The following is an 18149-nucleotide window of genomic DNA, read 5'->3' as shown; positions in this document are numbered from 1 at the left end:
CGGTAAAAAGGGCGTAGCATGAGCGGCGTGAATGAAATCCGGTCGACCTTTCTCGACTATTTCCGAAAGAACGGACACGAGGTCGTGGCCTCCAGTCCGCTGGTGCCGCGCAACGACCCGACGCTGATGTTCACCAATGCCGGCATGGTGCAGTTCAAGAACGTCTTCACGGGTCTGGAGAGCCGCTCCTATTCGACTGCGACGACCTCGCAGAAATGCGTTCGCGCCGGCGGCAAGCACAACGATCTCGACAATGTCGGCTATACGGCCCGCCATCTCACCTTCTTCGAGATGCTCGGCAATTTCTCGTTCGGAGATTATTTCAAGGAACGGGCAATCGAACTGGCCTGGAAACTGGTGACCGAAGGTTTCGATCTTCCCAAGCACCGGCTGCTGGTGACGGTCTATTCCGAGGATGAAGAAGCGGCCGTGCTCTGGAAGAAGATTGCCGGTTTCTCCGACGACAAGATCATCCGCATTCCGACCTCCGACAATTTCTGGCAAATGGGCGATACCGGCCCTTGCGGCCCCTGTTCGGAAATCTTCATAGACCAGGGCGAGAACGTCTGGGGCGGTCCGCCCGGCTCGCCGGAAGAGGATGGCGACCGTTTCCTCGAATTCTGGAACCTCGTTTTCATGCAGTTCGACCAGACGGCGCCGGGTGAGCGTATGCTCCTGCCGCGCCCGTCGATCGACACGGGCATGGGCCTCGAGCGCATGGCCTGCATTCTTCAGGGTGTCCAGAGCGTGTTCGATACCGACCTGTTCCGCACGCTGACCGGGACCATCGAGGATGTCATGGGCGTCAAGGCGGAAGGCAGCGCCAGCCATCGCGTCATTGCCGATCATCTGCGCTCCTCGGCTTTCCTGATCGCCGATGGCGTTCTGCCGTCGAACGAAGGGCGTGGCTATGTTCTGCGCCGCATCATGCGCCGCGCCATGCGCCATGCGCAGTTGCTGGGCGCCAAGGAGCCGGTCATGTACAGGCTCCTGCCGGCGCTGGTGCAGGAAATGGGCCGGGCCTATCCGGAACTGGTCCGCGCCGAGGCGCTGATCTCCGAAACGCTGAGGCTGGAAGAGACGCGCTTCCGCAAGACGCTCGAACGCGGCCTTTCGCTTCTCTCCGACGCGACGAACACGCTCGGCAAGGGCGACATGCTGGATGGCGAGACGGCCTTCAAACTCTACGACACCTACGGCTTCCCGCTCGACCTGACGCAGGATGCGTTGCGCGCCCGCGAGATCGGCGTCGACCTGGCCGGCTTCACCGATGCCATGGAGCGCCAGAAGGCGGAGGCCCGTTCGCATTGGGCAGGTTCCGGCGACAAGGCGACCGAAACCATCTGGTTCGAGCTCAAGGAGAAGTTCGGCGCAACCGAATTCCTGGGCTATGACACGGAAACGGCCGAAGGCGTCGTGCAGGCGATCGTACGCGAGGGCAAGGCGGTCGACAGCGCTTCGGCCGGCGATCAGGTGCAGATCGTCGTCAACCAGACGCCGTTCTACGGCGAATCCGGCGGTCAGATGGGCGATACCGGCGTGATCGCTACCGACGATGCGAAGCTCAACGTCACGGACACGCAGAAAAAGGGCGAGGGCCTGTTCGTCCATACCGCGAAGGTCGCCGAGGGCACGCTGAAGGTCGGCGACGCCGTGGCGCTGACGGTCGATCACGAGCGCCGCTCGCGCCTGCGGTCGAACCATTCCGCCACCCATCTCCTGCATGAGGCGCTGCGCGAGGTTCTCGGCACGCATGTCGCGCAGAAGGGATCGCTGGTCGCGCCCGAGCGCCTACGCTTCGACGTCTCGCATCCGAAGCCGATGACGGCGGAGGAGCTGCAGAAGGTCGAGGATATGGCGAATGCCATCGTCCTGCAGAACGCGCCGGTCAACACGCGCCTGATGAGCGTCGACGATGCGATCGCTGAAGGCGCGATGGCTCTGTTCGGCGAGAAATACGGCGACGAGGTCCGTGTGGTCTCCATGGGCAAGGCGATCGAAGGGCCGAAGGCCGGCAAGCCCTATTCGGTCGAACTCTGCGGCGGCACGCATGTGAACGCGACGGGCGATATCGGCCTGGTCCGCATCCTCGGAGAAAGCGCCGTCGGCGCCGGCGTCCGCCGCGTCGAAGCCGTGACGGGCGAAGCGGCGCGCGCCTATCTTGCCGAGCAGGACGAGCGTGTGAAGACGCTTGCCGGCGCGCTGAAGGTGCAGCCGGGCGAGGTGGTGTCGCGCGTCGAGGCACTGATCGACGAGCGTCGCAAGCTCGAGAGAGAGCTGGCGGATGCCAAGCGGCGGCTTGCCATGGGCGGCGGTGAGCGCGGCCCGGCCGGAGATGTCCGTGAAGTTGCCGGCGTCAAGTTCATGGGCAAGGCGCTGACCGGCATCGACGCCAAGGACCTGAAGGGGCTTGCCGACGAAGGCAAGGCAAGCCTCGGCTCAGGCGTGGTGACCCTGATCGGCGTTTCGGAAGACGGCAAGGCGAGCGCGGTCGTCGCCGTGACGCCGGATCTGACCGGCCGGTTCAGCGCCGTGGATCTGGTGCGCGTCGCCTCCGTGGCGCTGGGCGGCAAGGGCGGCGGCGGCCGGCCGGACATGGCCCAGGCCGGCGGTCCCGATGGCGCGAAAGCGGACGAGGCGCTGGAGGCGGTGGCGGCCGCGCTCGGCGCCTGACGATTGATCGGGGAAGCGGGGTGCAGCCCGCTTTTCGGTTTTTGAGGAAGACGAATGGGCATGAATGCCAGGTTTGAGGATGAGCTGGACGAGGCCGTCGAGGGTCTCGTGCCGGCGCTGTTCCGCGATGCGCCCGGTTCCGTCTCGTTCAACAAGCTGCGCAAGCGCCTGCTCCGGCAGGTGCGTCAGGCCTTCGACGATTTCGGGATGCTGAAGGGGCAGAAGCGCTGGCTGGTAGGGCTTTCCGGCGGCAAGGATTCCTATTCGCTGCTCGCCGTGCTGCTCGACCTGCAATGGCGCGGGCTGCTGCCGGTCGAGCTGATCGCCTGCAATCTCGATCAGGGTCAGCCGAATTTCCCGAAACACATCCTGCCCGATTATCTTGCCTCCATAGGCGTGAAGCACCGCATCGAATATCGCGACACCTATTCCATCGTGAAGGAAAAGGTGCCGGAAGGCGCCACCTATTGCTCGCTCTGTTCGAGGCTTCGGCGCGGCAATCTCTATCGCATTGCCCGGGAGGAGGGGTGCGATGCGCTGGTACTCGGCCACCACCGCGAAGATATCCTCGAAACCTTCTTCATGAATTTCTTCCATGGCGGGCGGCTTGCCGGCATGCCGGCGAAGCTGCTGAACGACGAGGGCGATCTGATGGTGCTGCGTCCGCTGGCCTACTGCGCCGAGGACGATCTCGCGAAGTTCGCTGCCGCCATGCAGTTCCCGATCATTCCGTGCGATCTCTGCGGTTCCCAGGACGGCCTGCAGCGAAATGCGATGAAGGAGATGCTGGCCGGGATCGAAGCGCGTATGCCGGGGCGCAAGGATGCCATGCTGCGCGCGCTTGCCCATGTAAATCCATCCCATCTTCTCGATCCGAAACTTTTCGATTTTTCCGGCCTCGAAGCCGCCTCCAGAACCTGAGACTTTCCAAGATGACCCTTCCGCTCGACGTGACGAAGCTCGCCGACCTTTTGCGCCTTGCCGCCAAATCCGAAATTCTGCCGCGCTTCCGCAGGCTCGCAGACGGCGACGTCCGTGCAAAGAGCGAGCCGGTCGATCTGGTCACTGAAGCGGATGAGGCCGCGGAACGGTTGATCCGGCGCGAGGTCGAGGCAATGGCGCCGGGCGCGCTCTTCGTCGGCGAGGAATCGGTGGCCGCCGATCCGGCGCTGCTCGGCAGGCTTGCGGATGCGGATTTCGCCGTGGTGGTCGATCCGGTCGACGGCACGTTCAACTTCGCCTCCGGCATTCCTGCCTTCGGCGTCATGGCGTCCGTCGTCTGGAAAGGCGAGGTGGTGGCAGGCATCATCTACGATCCGATGGGCGACGACTGGGTCATGGCGGAAAGGGGCGCCGGCGCCTTCCTCAGACGACCGGACGGCGAAGCGATCCGCCTTTCCGTCGCCCGCTCCGCGCCGCTCGAAGCTATGGTCGGCATGGCTTCGCCGGCATATTTCTTCGGCGACGTGCGCGAGCGCATCCTCGGCAATCTGGCAAAGGTCCGTTTCTTTGCGAACTATCGCTGCTCGGCGCATGAATACCGCACCTTCGCGGGCGGTCATGTACAGTTCGTGCTCTACAACAAGCTGATGCCCTGGGACCATCTGGCCGGCACGCTGATCGCGGTCGAGGCCGGCGGCTACGCGGCACGGTTCGACGGCTCGCCGTACAGGCCGAGCCATGTCGATGGCGGGCTTCTGCTCGCGACCGACAGGGAAAGCTGGCAGATGCTTCGCCGGGAGATCATCGGCTAGAGTGCTTTCCGGAAAGCACGCTGCGGCAAGCAGGCACGGTCGGCCGGAAGAGCGCGGCGTCGCGCTCAAAAGCCTGCCCGGCCGATCACCTCCGCGGACACGTCCCGTTCCGCGGAGGGCGGGATTTCATATCCGCGGATTGTGCGGCTGGAAGAGTTCACCCTTTTCGCCGATCAGCACGAAGATCAGGCCGATGATGGACACGGCGAAGAAGCCGGCGACCAACGGCAGGGCCGTGCCGTTGAAGGCCTGGCCGATCACGACACCGATGATCGAGCCGCCGACCGTGCTCATGAACCCGAGCACGGAGGAGGCGGTACCGGCCACATGGCCGAGCGGTTCCATGGCGAGCGAATTGAAATTCGCGCCGATCCAGCCGAACTGGAACATGGCAAGCGAAAAGAAGGCGAGGAACAGCAGGACGGGCATGGGCTGCGGTCCGAAGACCTGCACCAGCAGCCACAGGAAGGTGACGAGGATGAACCCCATGAGCGAGCCGTGCGACAGGCGCCGCATTCCGAAGCGTCCGACAAAGCGGGCGTTCAGGAAGGATGCGGTCGACATGAAGATCGCAACGGCCGCGAAGGCAACCGGAAACCATATGCCGAGCTCGTAGATGCCGACATAGATCTGCTGCGCCGAATTGATGAAGCCGAACAGCGCCCCGAAGATGAAGGTGCTGGCGATCGTATAACAGAGCGCAATTCGGTTGGTGAGCACGATCCGGAAGGCGTCGAGGATCGACGACACGGTGAACGGGCGCACATCGGCCGGATCGAGCGTCTCGGGCAGGCGGGCATATGTCCAGAAGCCGATCGCGAGCGACACGATGGCAATGAAGAGGAAGATCAGGTGCCAGTTGCCGGCGAACATGATGAGCTGGCCGGTGCCGGGCGCGATGATCGGCACGATCATGAAGACCATCATGATCAGCGACATGACTTCGGCCATGGCGCGTCCGCCATAGACGTCGCGGACGATCGAGACGGTGATGACGCGGGTCGCTGCCGCGCCGGCACCCTGGATGAAGCGAAGCGCGAGCAGGGCGCCGAAGGAGGGGACGACGACGATGCCGATCGAGCAGATAATGTAGATGCCGATGCCGAACAGCATGGGTTTGCGGCGGCCGAAGCGATCCGAGAGCGGCCCGTACAAGAGCTGGGCGATGCCCAGACCGAAGACATAGGAGGAGACGACGTATTGCCGGTGGTTTTCGTTCTCGATGCCGAGCGATGCGCCGATTTCCTGCAGTCCCGGAAGCATGATGTCGATCGCGAGCGCGTTGAGCGCCATCAGCATCGCCATCATTGCGATGAATTCGGCCCGGCCCATTTCACGCAGTCGGGGTGCGGTCGTTTGTGAAGGATTTGTCACAGCGATTTCCTAAACAATGGCAAAGGCGCCGTTGGGAGCGGCGCCTTGAAAAGGTCTTCGATTTTGAGCCCGGCCCTAGGTCCGGGATGTTTCAGGCCGCGCCGCGGACGGCGATTCCCTGTTCCTGCAGGTGAGTCTGCAGCTCGCCCGATTGGAACATTTCGCGGACGATATCGCAACCGCCGACGAACTCGCCCTTCACGTAAAGCTGGGGAATGGTCGGCCAGTTGGAATAATCCTTGATGCCCTGGCGGATTTCGGCGTCGGCGAGCACGTTCACGCCCTTGTAGTCGATGCCCAGATAATCGAGAATCTGGACGACCTGGCCCGAGAACCCACACTGCGGGAACTGGGGAGTGCCCTTCATGAAGAGAACCACATCGTTCGTCTTCACTTCGTTGTCGATGAAATCGTGAACTCCGCTCATATCCTATCCTTTCACATGCGGTTTCAAGGACCGCTGCGCTGCATTATTCCCCTTAGATAGCAACCTGTCTCCCGGAATTCCAGCAGAATAGTCCGACGCCCGCGGTTGTCGCCCGACATCGCAGCGGTTTTCCTCGGAGGCGGATCAGCGGCTGCGCTGCCTGCTGCGGCTTGCAGTCGTCCGCCGGCGGCTAACCTGCTTCCTGGCGGGTTTTGCCGCACGGGTGCGGGTCTTCACGAAGCGTCCCGATGTCGCCGAGCGCGTCTGCCGCTTCTTCCGTTTGGTGGCCGTGCGGCCATGGGACTTCTTCAGAAGCTCCTTCATGGCGGTCTCTACGATGCCGGTGACGAGTTCGTTAATCAGGCTGGACATCGCCGTATCAATCCGAAGGAGCCGATGTCTGCAATGCCAGCGCATGCAGAACGCCGCCCATATTGCCCTTCAGCGCCTCGTAGACCATCTGGTGCTGCTGCACGCGGCTTTTGCCGCGAAACTGTTCCGCCACCACTTCGGCGGCATAGTGATCACCGTCACCGGCAAGATCCCGGATGGTGACCCTGGCGCCGGGAATGCCCGCCTTGATCAGATCTTCGATTTCGCCGGGTCTCATAGCCATGGTGTCTTCCCTTTTCTCCGCCGCGGAATCGAAACCGCGGAACCCTTGTTTTCGACAGAGTGCCTCAAAGCCGCTCCGTGGTCAAAGCGGGATCGCACAGCTTTCGACCGTTTGCTTTCGATCAGGCCATGAAGGCCGGGAACCAGCTTTCATGCGCGTTGGCAAGATCGGTGACCGGCACGTCGACGAGATCGTCGATCACCAGCCTGTCCCCGGAAACGGTTCCGAGCGGGCGGAAAGGCACGCCGGCGCTTTCGGCGCTCGCCTGCACGAAATCGGCAAGGTCGGCGGGAACGGCGATCACATAGCGGGCCTGGTCTTCCCCGAAGAGCAGGGCATGCGCGGGACCGCGCTGCTCGTTGAGCCTCACCTTCATGCCCTTGTTGGAGGCCATGGCCATTTCCGCAAGCGCGACCGCAAGACCGCCCGATGAAATATCGTGGCAGGCGCTTACCTGACCGTTGCGGATGATCGAACGGACGAAATTGCCGTTGCGACGTTCGGCGGCGAGATCGACCGGCGGCGGCGGGCCGTCGATCGTGTCGAGGATGTCGCGCAGATAGATCGAGGAGCCGAGATGGCTGCCGTCCGTGCCGATCATGATCAGCCTGTCGCCTTCTCGTGCCGAGCCGATCTTTGCCATATTCTGCCAATCGGGCAGGAGGCCGACGCCGGCGATCGTCGGGGTCGGCAGGATCGCGACGCCGTTGGTCTCGTTGTAGAGCGAGACGTTGCCGGAGACGATCGGGAAATCGAGGGCCTTGCAGGCTTCCCCGATGCCTTTGATGGCGCCGACGAGCTGGCCCATGATCTCCGGCTTTTCCGGATTGCCGAAATTGAGGTTGTCTGTCGCCGCAAGCGGCTCGGCGCCGGTGGCGACAAGATTGCGCCAGCATTCGGCGACCGCCTGCTTGCCCCCTTCGAACGGATCGGCTTCGACATAGCGCGGCGTCACGTCGGAGGAGAAGGCGAGCGCCTTGGTCGGATGATTTTCGACGCGCACGACCCCGGCGTCTCCGCCCGGACGCTGCAGCGAATTGCCCTGGATCAGCGTGTCGTATTGTTCCCACACCCAGCGGCGGCTCGACTGGTTCGGGGAGCCCACCAGCTTCAGCAGTGCTTCGTTGTAGTCCGCGGGAGCGGCGACCTGAGAGGCGGGCAGCGGGGCGCGGCCGCTCGCCTGCATCCAGGGCCGGTCGTATTCCGGAGCCTGGTCGCCGAGTTCCTTGATCGGCAGGTCGGCGACTTCTTCGCCCTGGTGGAGGACGCGGAAGCGGAGATCGTCGGTCGTCTTGCCGACGATCGCGAAATCTAGGCCCCATTTGACGAAGATCGCCTTGGCTTCCTCTTCCTTTTCCGGCTTCAGCACCATGAGCATCCGCTCCTGGCTTTCCGAAAGCATCATCTCGTAGGCGCTCATGCGGTCTTCGCGCACCGGCACCTTGTCGAGGTCGAGTTCGATGCCGAGGTCGCCCTTGGCGCCCATTTCGACGGCAGAGCAGGTGAGGCCGGCGGCACCCATGTCCTGGATAGCGATGACCGCGCCGGTCGCCATCAGTTCGAGGCAGGCTTCGAGCAGGCATTTTTCGGTGAAGGGGTCGCCGACCTGCACGGTGGGACGCTTCTCCTCGATCGACTCGTCGAATTCGGCGGACGCCATGGTGGCGCCGCCGACGCCGTCGCGGCCGGTCTTGGCGCCGAGATAGACGACGGGCAGGCCGACGCCCTCGGCCTTCGAATAGAAGATCGCATCGGTGCGGGCGAGGCCCGCCGCAAAGGCATTGACGAGAATGTTGCCGTTGTAGCGCGGATCGAATTCCACTTCGCCGCCGACCGTCGGCACGCCGAAGGAATTGCCGTAGCCGCCGACACCCGCGACGACGCCGGAGACGAGGTGCTTGGTCTTCGGATGGTCCGGCGCGCCGAAGCGCAGGGCATTCATCGCAGCGACCGGGCGCGCGCCCATGGTGAAGACGTCGCGCAGGATGCCGCCGACACCTGTCGCAGCACCCTGATAAGGCTCGATATAGGAGGGGTGGTTATGGCTCTCCATCTTGAAGACGACGCAGTCGCCGTCATCGATATCGACGACGCCGGCGTTTTCGCCCGGTCCCTGGATGACGCGCGGTCCTTTCGTCGGCAGCGTGCGCAGCCACTTCTTCGAGGACTTGTAGGAACAATGCTCGTTCCACATGGCTGAGAAGATGCCGAGTTCCGTGAACGTCGGCTCACGGCCGATCAGATCGAGAATCCGCTGATATTCGTCGGGCTTCAGGCCATGCGAGGCGACGAGTTCGGGAGTGATCGCGATGCTGTTCGGAATGGTCATGATCTTCTCTGGATTGAAGGGCCGAGCTTGGCCGCTCTTTAACGCATGTGAGGCAGGGGCGCGACAGGAAAATGCCTGCACCCTCGACATCCGGCGATTTCCTCACAGGAGGCGTTCAGAATTTGTAGCCCAGCATGACCCCGGCATGGCTCAGGCCGTCGTTCGGGCCATCGCAGAGCTCCGCATGGGAGGAGTGCTCGACCTGCGCGGCGATGCGCCAGTTGTCGGTGAGCTTGAAGCCCGCTGCCGCGTATTCGTGAAAGAGCAGGCGGCAGCCGAGTGCCGGACCTGATCCGCCGTCGTCATCGAGATCGCCGTCGTGAATTGCTCCGCCGACACCCACTTCGAGAAACAGCCGATCGGTGAGGTCGGCGGTCCACGATAAACCGGCATAGACCTGGCTGGTCTCGTCGGCGGTGCTCAGACTTCCGCCCACATGAATTCGCGGGCGCAGGAGCTTGTCGATGCCTTGCGCTTCGTCATGGCTCCAGGGATCGAAGAAGAGCATGCCCGTCGCAAACACGCCGTCTTCATGATGCCCGTCATCGATCGAGGCAAGCACGCCGAAGCGGGCCTCATCGAATATCGGTTCCTGTGCGGTTGCCGAATTGAATGTCGCGGAGAAGAGCGCTGCGGTCAGTGCGGACGAAAGGAAAACACGACGGCAACGGGATTTCATCAGCATGTGCCCACCTCACCGAATCGCCTGGCGATCATCAATGATTGGTAGGATGGGAAGAGCGCGGCTGTCCATGCCTCGCTTAAGCTGTATCAGGGGGGATATTCAACGGTTGCGGGATGCATGCGGCGGGATCGTCTTTCCCGCTGCGCCGTCAGCAGCCGTTGGCGCCGCCTGCCCAGCGCAGGACGTCGCGCCTGATCCGCTCGCCTTCCGCACCATTCATCAAGGGGCCGAAGGCGTCGAGGCGGGCGGGATTTCCTTCCGCCTGCACGACCAGGACGGGGCGCGATTCAGGACTGTTGCGCGGAACGGCGAGGATGCGCGGACGCCCGGAAAAGGAGTTGAGCTCGGGCGCCAGCCGATAGGGTTTGAAGGCCGCATCCTGCGATTTGAACCAGCATGTGTTGGCGGCGAGCGCCACGCGCTCCATGGTCGGCAGCGCAGCGCGATTCTGCGCCGGCGCTTCGCGTCCCGATTGGCAGGCCGAAAGGATCAGGCCCGCAACGGCAACGGAGAGGACGGCGGGCAGGCGAGGAGTAAACGGCATCAAAGCGTCCTGATCTGGTTTCCGCAGGATTAAGGCAGGGCGACCGACTTAGGCGGATGCGGCGACCACATCGAGCGCGGAGGCGAAGAGGCCGCGCCCGTCGTTGCCGCCATGGGCTGCCTCGATCAGGTTTTCCGGATGCGGCATCATGCCGAGCACGTTGCCGCTTCTGTTCATGACGCCGGCAATGTCGTTCAGGGAGCCGTTCGGATTGGTGCCCTCGGCATAGCGGAAGACGATCTGGCCGCTGTCTTCCATGGAAGCCAGGGTGTCCGCATCGACGAAATAGTTGCCGTCGTGATGGGCGACCGGGCAGCGGATGATCTGGCCTTTTTCGTAGGCCCGGGTGAAGTCCGTCTCGGCGTTGACCACTTCGAGCTTCACTTCCTTGCAGACGAATTTCAGCGAGGAATTGCGCATCAGGGCGCCCGGCAGCATGCCGGCTTCGACCAGGATCTGAAAGCCGTTGCAGACGCCGAGCACCTTCACGCCCCTGTCGGCCTTCTCCTTGATCGCCTGCATGACCGGCATGCGCGCCGCGATCGCGCCGCAGCGCAGATAGTCGCCGTATGAGAAGCCGCCCGGAATGACGATGAGATCGACGTCATCCGGGATAACGGTCTCGGTCTGCCAGACGGTGACCGGCGCGTTGCCGGAAATCTTGGTGAGCGCGGCGATCATGTCGCGATCGCGGTTGAGCCCGGGAAGCTGAACGACGGCGGATTTCATGGATGCGGTTCAAACCTTGCCTGTGCCTCGGCAAGCTCGCGCAATTCGAGGCGGTTTTCGATACGGTCGAGACGATTTTCAATGTGCCCAACGGTGACGCGCAAATTGTTGACGCCCCCCTGCAGCACGTGAAGTTGTCCTCTCAAGGTCATGTGGTCGGCGCGCAATTCGCTGATCGCAAGATCGACCTTGTCGAAGCGCTGATGAAGCTTCTTCAAGAGCTCATACATCAATTCACTCGTGATCTCGACCATTTCCTACTCCGCAACCGTCAGTCGAGAGCGATAGTATAGTTCTCGATCACCGTGTTTGCCAGAAGCTTCTCGCACATCGCCTTCAGGTCTTCTTCGGCCTTGGCCTTGTCGGCGCTTTCGAGCTCGATGTCGAAGACCTTGCCCTGGCGCACATGCCCGACGCCGGAAAAGCCGAGGCTGCCGAGCGCCCCTTCGATGGCCTTGCCCTGAGGATCGAGAACGCCGTTCTTGAGCGTGACCGTCACGCGTGCCTTGATCACTGATCCACCCCTTGGATTACTTGACGAGAACCGGTCCGGTGCCCCGGATCGGCTCGTTCTCATTGATGATGCCGAGACGGCGCGCCACTTCCGAATAGGCTTCCAGAAGGCCGCCCATATCACGCCGGAATCGATCCTTGTCCATCTTTTCCCGGGTTTCGATGTCCCAGAGGCGGCAGCTGTCCGGAGAAATCTCGTCGGCGAGGATGATGCGCATCATGTCGCCTTCGAACAGGCGGCCGCATTCGATCTTGAAATCGACGAGCTGGATGCCGACGCCGAGGAAGAGGCCGGACAGGAAGTCGTTGACGCGGATGGCGAGCGCCATGATGTCGTCGAGCTCGGCCGGGTTCGCCCAGCCGAAGGCGGTGATGTGCTCCTCGGAGACCATCGGATCGGCAAGCGCGTCGGACTTGTAGTAGAACTCGATGATCGAGCGCGGCAGGACCATGCCCTCTTCGATGCCGAGGCGGGTCGAGAGCGAACCGGCGGCGACATTGCGCACGACGATCTCCAGCGGAATCATCTCCACTTCCTTGATCAGCTGCTCGCGCATGTTCAGCCGGCGGATGAAATGCGTCGGAATGCCGATCTTGTTGAGATGGGTGAAGAGGTATTCGGAGATGCGGTTGTTGAGAACGCCCTTGCCGTCGATGACGTCATGTTTCTTCTTGTTGAAGGCGGTGGCGTCGTCCTTGAAGAACTGGATCAGCGTGCCTGGCTCCGGGCCCTCATACAGGATCTTGGCCTTGCCTTCGTAGATACGGCGGCGACGGTTCATGATTTCTTGTCTCGTTTGTTGGCGCCCCTTGCAGGCGCAATGGATGATGTTCGAGCGGTCCCTTATCGGAAAAGAACGGGTTTCACAATGCAGGCCTCCAAAACCTTGACCTAGCGAGAACTCCTGACGAAAGCGAACAGGAATCATTCGACATCAGATTACACGGATTCTTGAAGTTTTTTGCTCCGGCAACGGCGGTGTCCTGTCGGAAGGGACAGTAATGAACAAGAAAAGCAGGGGACCATGATATTCCGCTCTTTGTGATCGGGGTGGAGCCCGCAGAGACAAATCCGCCACGGTCGGACCTTCAATCCAGGCACGGTTCCCGCGCAGCAGGCCGACGATGCGTCGGATCGCGCATTGCCACTTGCCGCCAGCCATGCCGAATATCTGGTGATTTCCAGTCTCACCGGCAAGGTTTCCTGCGACATAGCCACCAAATTGCGTCATGATTTCGGCGTGGCCGGCGCCGCCGTTTTCGATCGCGGACCGCCGACCGGAATCCGGGGTGGGCGATCCGCGTCCCAGGGATCTTGGCATCCATCAATTCCGTGAGAGATTTCGCTTCTGCAAGCGCCGCAATCGGCGGCATGCCGATTGCGCTTCGCTTATCTTTTGATTAAGGGGTCCAGGCAAAGTCACTTTTGGGAGACCCGAGATGAGCGGCATCAACGATCGCGAAAAAGCCTTCGAAAACAAGTTCGCCCTGGACCAGGAGTTGAAGTTCAAGGCGCTCGCCCGCCGCAACAAGCTTGTCGGCCTCTGGGCGGCCGGTCTGCTCGGCAAGGCGGATGTCGAAGCCTATGCGAAGGAGGTCGTCGTCGCCGATTTCGAAGAGGCCGGTGAGGAGGATGTCTTCCGCAAGCTCCGCAAGGATTTCGATGCCGCCGGCGTTTCGGTCTCCGATCAGGATATCCGCACCAGGATGGTCGAACTGCTGGCCGAGGCGGTCACCCAGATCGAGAACCAGTAAGCGGCATCCTTGATTTCATGACGGGCCGCGTCCGGCAGGGCGCGGCTTTTCCTTTGGGCCGCGGGAATGGGCTGGCCGCGGCTCGGAGCCTTCCCCGGCCTGGAGCCGCCCAATTCTGGCAAGACGCCAGCGGCCCGAACGGATGAAGTCCGGAAGGCTGGACCGGGGCATCGGTCTTGCGAGCGCATAGCCCTGCAGCACGTCGCAGCCGAGATCGCGGAGGATGCGGATTTGCTCCGCGGTTTCGACGCCCTCGGCAATGACCCGGATATTCAGGGACCTGCCGATCTCGATGATGGTTCCGACCAGTTTCCGCTGCTTCTGGGATTGGCTGACGAGACGGACGAGCTCTCGGTCGATCTTGAGCGCCCGAGGATTGAGCCGCAGCAGGCTGATGATCGAGGCATGGCCGGTGCCGAAATCGTCGATCTCGATGTCGATGCCGAGTCTCCTGATCCGCGCCAGGGTCTTCATCACCTCCTCGTCGCAGTCGTCGAAGAAGATCGATTCCAGAAGCTCGAAGGCGACCGTATCCGGCTCGATCCCCAGCTTCCTGAGTTTTCGCGGCAGCGACGCATCGCGCAGCCGCCGGTAGGAGACGTTGACCGAGAGTTTCGGGATCGAGAGGCCTTGCCGCCGCCATTCGCGGAAATCCGCGAGCGCCTTGTCGAGGATCATGCCGTCGATTGCCGGGACGACGTCCAGTTCCTCCGCGGTTTCCAGGAATTTCACGGGTGAGAGCAGGCCGTGTTCGGGGTGTACCCAGCGGGCCAGCGTTTCGACGCCGACGATCTCAAGCGTCCGGGCGTCGAACTGAAGCTGATAGAAGGGAACGAATTCGTTGCGCTCCAGGCCGAGCAATATCTCGTCCGACATGCGCCTGGTGCTGATGATCTCCTTCTGGGTGTCGGCCGAGAAGAATTCGTGCCGGTTGCGGCCGTTGTTCTTGGCGCGGTAGAGCGCGATATCGGCATTCAGGAGGAGCTGGCGCGCATCGGCATCCGCCGCCGCCTCGCATGCGATGCCGATGCTGGCGCCGAAACGGCAGTCGTGCCCTTCGTAGGAGACCGGCTTTCGCAATTCTCTGATGATCCGCTCGGCGAGATTGGAGAGTTTGCGCGGCGACCCCTGGAATTTCGAAAGGATGACGAATTCGTCGCCGCCGACCCGGGCTACGAAATCGCCCTTGCGGATGGTCCCCTTCAGGATCTTGGCCACGTGCTTGAGCATCATGTCGCCGGCGCTGTGACCAAGCGTATCGTTGATCTGCTTGAAGCGGTCGAGGTCCACGTGGAGGATGGCGATGCCCTGTCCGTCGCGGACGCATTCGGCCGCAACGCGGTCCAGCATCTCGTCGAGGTAACGCCGGTTCGGCAGATCGGTGAGATGGTCGTGCATCGCATTGTGTTCGATGCGGCTGCGGGCGGCTTCGAGCTCGCGGTTGCGCGCCTCCGCAAGGGTCTTGGCCCGTTCGAGCTCGCGATGAAGCATCACATCGGCCGTGACGTCCCAGTTTGCGCCGACCATCTTCCGGTGGCCGTTGCCGTCCGTGAAGGACATGGTGCGCGTGCGCACGATTCGCTCCGAACCGTCCCGCAGGATGACACGATATTCGTCGGAGAAACGTTCGCCATCGCGGATATGCGCCTGGACGTTGGCCTGGACGCGCGCCGCGTCGTCGGGGTGCAGGAAGCTTTCCCACAGGCCGCCGATGACGACTTCCTCGCCTTTCTGCAGGCCGTAGATGCGGAACATCCGCTCGTCCCAGTCCACTTCGCCGGTATCGAAGTCGGATTCGTAGACGCCGATCCCGGAAATCTCGAGCGCCATGTCGAGCCGCCGCGACATCTTCGCCATGGCTTCTTCCGCCGCCTTGCGGGCGGTGATGTCCGTATCGGTACCGACGACGCGCGTGGCTTTGCCGTTGCCGTCCCATTCGATGCAGGCGCCACGGCATTCGATCCAGATCCAGTGGCCGTATTTGTGGCGCTCGCGGTACTCGAAGACCGCATAGGCCGGATCGCCGGCATTCTGGCGCTCCATCGCGTGGACGACCCGGTCCCGGTCGTCGGGATGGACGAGGTCCAGCCATTCCTGCGTGCTGGAAGCGAGCTGATCCTCCGGCGACATTCCGCGGATCTGACGCCATACCGGCGAATAGTATTTCTGGCCGGTCGCGTAATTATGATCCCAGACGCCCGAGGCGGAACTGACCAGCGCATTGTTCCAGCGGCTCTCGCGCTCGGCAAGCTCCTCGATTTGTCTCTTCTGCGCGGTGATGTCGGCAAAGTGCAGACAGAAAAGGAGCTGGCCTTCCATGCCATGGCCGAGCGGCACGATGGAAACGAGCGCCCATCGCGGGAATCCGCCGGGATCGACGAGACGCAGTTCCAGCCGTTCCGTCAGGGAGCCGGCATTCAGGGCGTCGAGCCTTTCATCGAACGCCGCGATGTCGTCGGGATGAAGCAGGCCGGGAAACAGGGAGGGAGACGATCGGTCCAATCGCGCCGAAAGGTCTCGTTGGTGAGCAGCAGGGTGCCGGCGTGATCGATTGCCGCCAGAGGCAGGGGAACCGCCTCGAAAACCGCCTCCAGCACGCTGATCATGCCCCCGGTTACGGGCTCTGACGGGCGTGAGAGGACATTGGACGGCATCGGCACGACTAAGCTCACCGCAAAACGAGTGCGGACATTAGCAGGTGCCCATTAAGCTCGGCTTAAAATTGCAGTTCAAATTGCGGCACCCCGAAAATACGGGGAAAGCCGTTTTCATGCGTCTTCAGGGTTTCAGCCGGCTCAGGAATCGGGCGAAGACCATCGTGCCTTCCGGCCAGGGGCCGTGGCCGGATTCGGCGTTGATATGACCCGCTTCTCCCGCATCGACGAGCAGCGAGCCCCAAGCCGCCGTGATGTCGTCGGCATGCTCGAAGGAGCCGAAAGGATCGTTGCGGCTGGCGACGGTCAGCGAGGGAAAGGGCAGGGGATCGCGCGGGTAGGGGCCGAAGGTCATCAGGTGTTTCGGCCGGATTTTGGGGTTGTCCAGTTCCGGCGGAGCCACGAAGAAAGCGCCGGCGACCCGTTTCCTGAACAGCGGAATGGCATGGATCGCGGAAGGGATGCCGAGGGAATGGGCGATCAGCACCACCGGGCGGATGGAGGCATTCACTTCCTCGGCGACCCGCGCCACCCAATCCTCCCGGACAGGTTTCGACCACTCCGCCTGCTCCACGCGGCGGGCGGTGGCAAGCTTCGATTGCCACCGTGTCTGCCAGTGGTTCGGTCCGGAATTGGTGTAGCCGGGGATGATCAGGATATCGGCTTCGGAAGCTTTCATGCCGCCTATCTGTGTTCGCTGGCCTGTAACATCAAGCTTCGCCGAAGACGCGCTTGAAGATCGTGTCGACGTGCTTGGTATGATAGCCGAGGTCGAATTTTTCGCGGATATCCTCTTCGGAAAGCGCCGCGCGGACCTCCTGGTCGCCGAGCAGTTCTTCCAGGAAATCCTTGCCCTCTTCCCAGACCTTCATGGCGTTGCGCTGCACGAGGCGATAGGCGTCCTCGCGCGAGACGCCGGCTTGCGTAAGGGCAAGCAGCACGCGCTGCGAATGAACAAGTCCACGGAACTTGTTCATATTCTTCATCATGTTTTCAGGATAGATGAGCAGTTTGTCGATGACGCTCGTCAGGCGCGCCAGCGCGAAATCGAGCGTCACGGTCGCGTCCGGACCGATCATGCGCTCGACGGAGGAATGGGAAATGTCCCGCTCATGCCAGAGAGCGACGTTTTCCATCGCCGGCATCGCATAGGAGCGGACCATGCGGGCAAGGCCCGTCAGGTTTTCGGTCAGCACCGGGTTGCGCTTGTGCGGCATGGCCGACGAGCCCTTCTGGCCCGGCGAGAAATATTCTTCGGCCTCCAGAACCTCGGTGCGCTGCAGGTGGCGGATCTCGATCGCCAGCCGCTCGATCGACGAGGCGATGACGCCGAGGATCGCGAAGAACATGGCGTGCCGGTCGCGCGGAATGACCTGCGTCGAGACCGGTTCCGGCTTCAGCCCCATGGCGGCGGCGACATGTTCCTCGACGCGCGGATCGATATTGGCGAAGGTCCCGACCGCGCCGGAAATCGCGCAGGTCGCGATTTCTTCCCGGGCTTCGAGCAGGCGTGTCTTGTTGCGGTCGAATTCCGCATAGGCCTGGGCGAGCTTCACGCCGAAGGTGGTCGGTTCCGCATGGATGCCGTGGCTGCGGCCGATCGTGACCGTATCCTTGTGCTCGAAGGCACGGCGCTTCAGGGCCTCGAGCAGCTTGTCTATGTCGGCAAGCAGAAGGTCCGTGGCGCGCACGAGCTGCACGTTGAAACACGTGTCGAGCACGTCGGACGAGGTCATGCCCTGGTGAACGAACCGGCTGTCGGGGCCGACGAATTCTGCAAGGTGGGTCAAAAAGGCGATGACGTCGTGCTTGGTGACGGCCTCGATCTCGTCGATGCGCGCGACGTTGAACTCGGCCTTGCCGCCCTTTTCCCAGATGGTTTCCGCCGCCGACTTGGGGATCACGCCGATTGCCGCAAGCGCATCGCAGGCATGCGCCTCGATCTCGAACCAGATGCGGAACTTGGTCTCGGGCGACCAGATGGCGACCATTTCGGGCCGGGAATAGCGGGGGATCATTGGCTTTCGGCTTTCTCAAAGAGTGTCGGGGCCGCTGTAGCAAGAAGCGGCACCAAGCTCAAGTTTTGGAATGGCGAA

General features: G+C 62.5%; 19 protein-coding genes. 4 read left to right on the top strand and 15 right to left on the bottom strand.

Annotation, left to right across the window (positions count from 1 at the left end; translation table 11 throughout):
- Nucleotides 1–18 precede the first annotated feature (18 nt).
- From alaS to QTA58_RS21180, 3 genes are read left to right on the top strand one after another with little or no spacing between them, the layout of a single operon-like run.
- Nucleotides 19–2673: an alanine--tRNA ligase gene (gene alaS / locus QTA58_RS21190; RefSeq protein WP_289670677.1), complete on the top strand. Its 2655-nt coding sequence runs from the start codon at nt 19–21 to the stop codon at nt 2671–2673.
- A gap of 54 nt (nt 2674–2727) precedes the next feature.
- Entirely contained in the window at nt 2728–3594 is an 867-nt protein-coding gene (gene ttcA, locus QTA58_RS21185; RefSeq protein WP_289670676.1) for a tRNA 2-thiocytidine(32) synthetase TtcA, read from the top strand.
- A gap of 11 nt (nt 3595–3605) precedes the next feature.
- Nucleotides 3606–4427, top strand: a complete 822-nt coding sequence (locus tag QTA58_RS21180) for an inositol monophosphatase family protein (protein ID WP_289670675.1) — start codon at nt 3606–3608, stop codon at nt 4425–4427.
- Between the two features lie 126 nt (nt 4428–4553).
- Here QTA58_RS21180 and QTA58_RS21175 read toward each other — a convergent pair whose 3' ends face one another.
- From QTA58_RS21175 to QTA58_RS21120, 12 genes are all read right to left on the bottom strand, one after another.
- On the bottom strand, nt 4554–5759 hold the full coding sequence (locus QTA58_RS21175; protein ID WP_289673256.1) for a multidrug effflux MFS transporter: 1206 nt from the start codon (nt 5757–5759) through the stop codon (nt 4554–4556).
- A 133-nt stretch (nt 5760–5892) separates the two neighbouring features.
- Complete coding sequence (gene grxD, locus QTA58_RS21170) at nt 5893–6228, bottom strand: Grx4 family monothiol glutaredoxin (RefSeq protein ID WP_085424352.1); 336 nt, start codon at nt 6226–6228, stop codon at nt 5893–5895.
- A 144-nt stretch (nt 6229–6372) separates the two neighbouring features.
- The gene (locus tag QTA58_RS21165; RefSeq protein WP_289670674.1) at nt 6373–6600 is read right to left on the bottom strand and encodes a hypothetical protein; all 228 of its coding nucleotides are present in this window, start codon (nt 6598–6600) and stop codon (nt 6373–6375) included.
- A 7-nt stretch (nt 6601–6607) separates the two neighbouring features.
- A complete protein-coding gene (locus QTA58_RS21160; RefSeq protein ID WP_085424354.1) occupies nt 6608–6844 on the bottom strand; it encodes a BolA family transcriptional regulator in 237 nt (78 codons plus the stop codon).
- A 121-nt stretch (nt 6845–6965) separates the two neighbouring features.
- Nucleotides 6966–9173 (bottom strand): phosphoribosylformylglycinamidine synthase subunit PurL, encoded by a 2208-nt coding sequence (gene purL, locus QTA58_RS21155; RefSeq protein WP_289670672.1) that lies wholly within the window; start codon nt 9171–9173, stop codon nt 6966–6968.
- Between the two features lie 115 nt (nt 9174–9288).
- Complete coding sequence (locus QTA58_RS21150; protein WP_289670670.1) at nt 9289–9858, bottom strand: acyloxyacyl hydrolase; 570 nt, start codon at nt 9856–9858, stop codon at nt 9289–9291.
- Nucleotides 9859–10006: 148 nt separating this feature from the next.
- Nucleotides 10007–10402, bottom strand: coding sequence for a hypothetical protein (locus QTA58_RS21145; protein ID WP_289670669.1), 396 nt, complete (start codon nt 10400–10402; stop codon nt 10007–10009).
- A 48-nt stretch (nt 10403–10450) separates the two neighbouring features.
- Nucleotides 10451–11131 (bottom strand): phosphoribosylformylglycinamidine synthase subunit PurQ, encoded by a 681-nt coding sequence (gene purQ, locus QTA58_RS21140; RefSeq protein ID WP_289670668.1) that lies wholly within the window; start codon nt 11129–11131, stop codon nt 10451–10453.
- A complete protein-coding gene (locus tag QTA58_RS21135) occupies nt 11128–11385 on the bottom strand; it encodes a hypothetical protein (RefSeq protein WP_085424358.1) in 258 nt (85 codons plus the stop codon). The genes purQ and QTA58_RS21135 overlap by 4 nt, the downstream gene beginning before the upstream one ends.
- A gap of 17 nt (nt 11386–11402) precedes the next feature.
- On the bottom strand, nt 11403–11645 hold the full coding sequence (gene purS, locus QTA58_RS21130) for a phosphoribosylformylglycinamidine synthase subunit PurS (protein ID WP_085424359.1): 243 nt from the start codon (nt 11643–11645) through the stop codon (nt 11403–11405).
- A gap of 16 nt (nt 11646–11661) precedes the next feature.
- Complete coding sequence (gene purC, locus QTA58_RS21125) at nt 11662–12426, bottom strand: phosphoribosylaminoimidazolesuccinocarboxamide synthase (RefSeq protein ID WP_085424360.1); 765 nt, start codon at nt 12424–12426, stop codon at nt 11662–11664.
- A gap of 153 nt (nt 12427–12579) precedes the next feature.
- Entirely contained in the window at nt 12580–12966 is a 387-nt protein-coding gene (locus QTA58_RS21120; RefSeq protein ID WP_289670666.1) for a hypothetical protein, read from the bottom strand.
- Nucleotides 12967–13084: 118 nt separating this feature from the next.
- On the opposite strand from QTA58_RS21120, the gene QTA58_RS21115 reads away from it, so the two are divergent.
- Nucleotides 13085–13399 carry a DUF1476 domain-containing protein gene (locus tag QTA58_RS21115; protein ID WP_085424361.1) on the top strand — a complete coding sequence of 105 codons (315 nt, stop codon included), beginning with the start codon at nt 13085–13087 and terminating at the stop codon, nt 13397–13399.
- Between the two features lie 15 nt (nt 13400–13414).
- Here QTA58_RS21115 and QTA58_RS21110 read toward each other — a convergent pair whose 3' ends face one another.
- The 3 genes from QTA58_RS21110 to purB all read right to left on the bottom strand — a co-directional run bounded on the left by QTA58_RS21110 (nt 13415) and on the right by purB (nt 18071).
- Nucleotides 13415–15901 carry an EAL domain-containing protein gene (locus QTA58_RS21110; RefSeq protein ID WP_289670664.1) on the bottom strand — a complete coding sequence of 829 codons (2487 nt, stop codon included), beginning with the start codon at nt 15899–15901 and terminating at the stop codon, nt 13415–13417.
- A 276-nt stretch (nt 15902–16177) separates the two neighbouring features.
- The gene (locus QTA58_RS21105) at nt 16178–16732 is read right to left on the bottom strand and encodes an alpha/beta hydrolase (RefSeq protein WP_085424362.1); all 555 of its coding nucleotides are present in this window, start codon (nt 16730–16732) and stop codon (nt 16178–16180) included.
- A 31-nt stretch (nt 16733–16763) separates the two neighbouring features.
- Entirely contained in the window at nt 16764–18071 is a 1308-nt protein-coding gene (gene purB, locus QTA58_RS21100; RefSeq protein ID WP_289670663.1) for an adenylosuccinate lyase, read from the bottom strand.
- Nucleotides 18072–18149 lie beyond the last annotated feature (78 nt).

This window comes from Neorhizobium sp. CSC1952, assembly GCF_030378245.1.
Lineage (GTDB): Bacteria > Pseudomonadota > Alphaproteobacteria > Rhizobiales > Rhizobiaceae > Neorhizobium > Neorhizobium oryzae_A.
Note: the sequence above shows the minus strand (reverse complement) of the source record. Positions and strands in the feature narration are given on the sequence as shown.

Bases quoted from the DNA above. Each gene is read 5' to 3' on its own strand.
- purQ (WP_289670668.1), bottom strand. From the start codon at position 11,131: ATGAAATCCGCCGTCGTTCAGCTTCCCGGGCTCAACCGCGATCGCGAC.
- QTA58_RS21145 (WP_289670669.1), bottom strand. From the start codon at position 10,402: ATGCCGTTTACTCCTCGCCTGCCCGCCGTCCTCTCCGTTGCCGTTGCG.
- QTA58_RS21105 (WP_085424362.1), bottom strand. From the start codon at position 16,732: ATGAAAGCTTCCGAAGCCGATATCCTGATCATCCCCGGCTACACCAAT.
- purL (WP_289670672.1), bottom strand. From the start codon at position 9,173: ATGACCATTCCGAACAGCATCGCGATCACTCCCGAACTCGTCGCCTCG.
- QTA58_RS21160 (WP_085424354.1), bottom strand. From the start codon at position 6,844: ATGGCTATGAGACCCGGCGAAATCGAAGATCTGATCAAGGCGGGCATT.
- QTA58_RS21150 (WP_289670670.1), bottom strand. From the start codon at position 9,858: ATGCTGATGAAATCCCGTTGCCGTCGTGTTTTCCTTTCGTCCGCACTG.
- purB (WP_289670663.1), bottom strand. From the start codon at position 18,071: ATGATCCCCCGCTATTCCCGGCCCGAAATGGTCGCCATCTGGTCGCCC.
- grxD (WP_085424352.1), bottom strand. From the start codon at position 6,228: ATGAGCGGAGTTCACGATTTCATCGACAACGAAGTGAAGACGAACGAT.
- ttcA (WP_289670676.1), top strand. From the start codon at position 2,728: ATGGGCATGAATGCCAGGTTTGAGGATGAGCTGGACGAGGCCGTCGAG.
- QTA58_RS21135 (WP_085424358.1), bottom strand. From the start codon at position 11,385: ATGGTCGAGATCACGAGTGAATTGATGTATGAGCTCTTGAAGAAGCTT.
- alaS (WP_289670677.1), top strand. From the start codon at position 19: ATGAGCGGCGTGAATGAAATCCGGTCGACCTTTCTCGACTATTTCCGA.
- QTA58_RS21165 (WP_289670674.1), bottom strand. From the start codon at position 6,600: ATGTCCAGCCTGATTAACGAACTCGTCACCGGCATCGTAGAGACCGCC.
- QTA58_RS21180 (WP_289670675.1), top strand. From the start codon at position 3,606: ATGACCCTTCCGCTCGACGTGACGAAGCTCGCCGACCTTTTGCGCCTT.
- purC (WP_085424360.1), bottom strand. From the start codon at position 12,426: ATGAACCGTCGCCGCCGTATCTACGAAGGCAAGGCCAAGATCCTGTAT.
- QTA58_RS21120 (WP_289670666.1), bottom strand. From the start codon at position 12,966: ATGCCAAGATCCCTGGGACGCGGATCGCCCACCCCGGATTCCGGTCGG.
- QTA58_RS21175 (WP_289673256.1), bottom strand. From the start codon at position 5,759: ATGGGCCGGGCCGAATTCATCGCAATGATGGCGATGCTGATGGCGCTC.
- QTA58_RS21115 (WP_085424361.1), top strand. From the start codon at position 13,085: ATGAGCGGCATCAACGATCGCGAAAAAGCCTTCGAAAACAAGTTCGCC.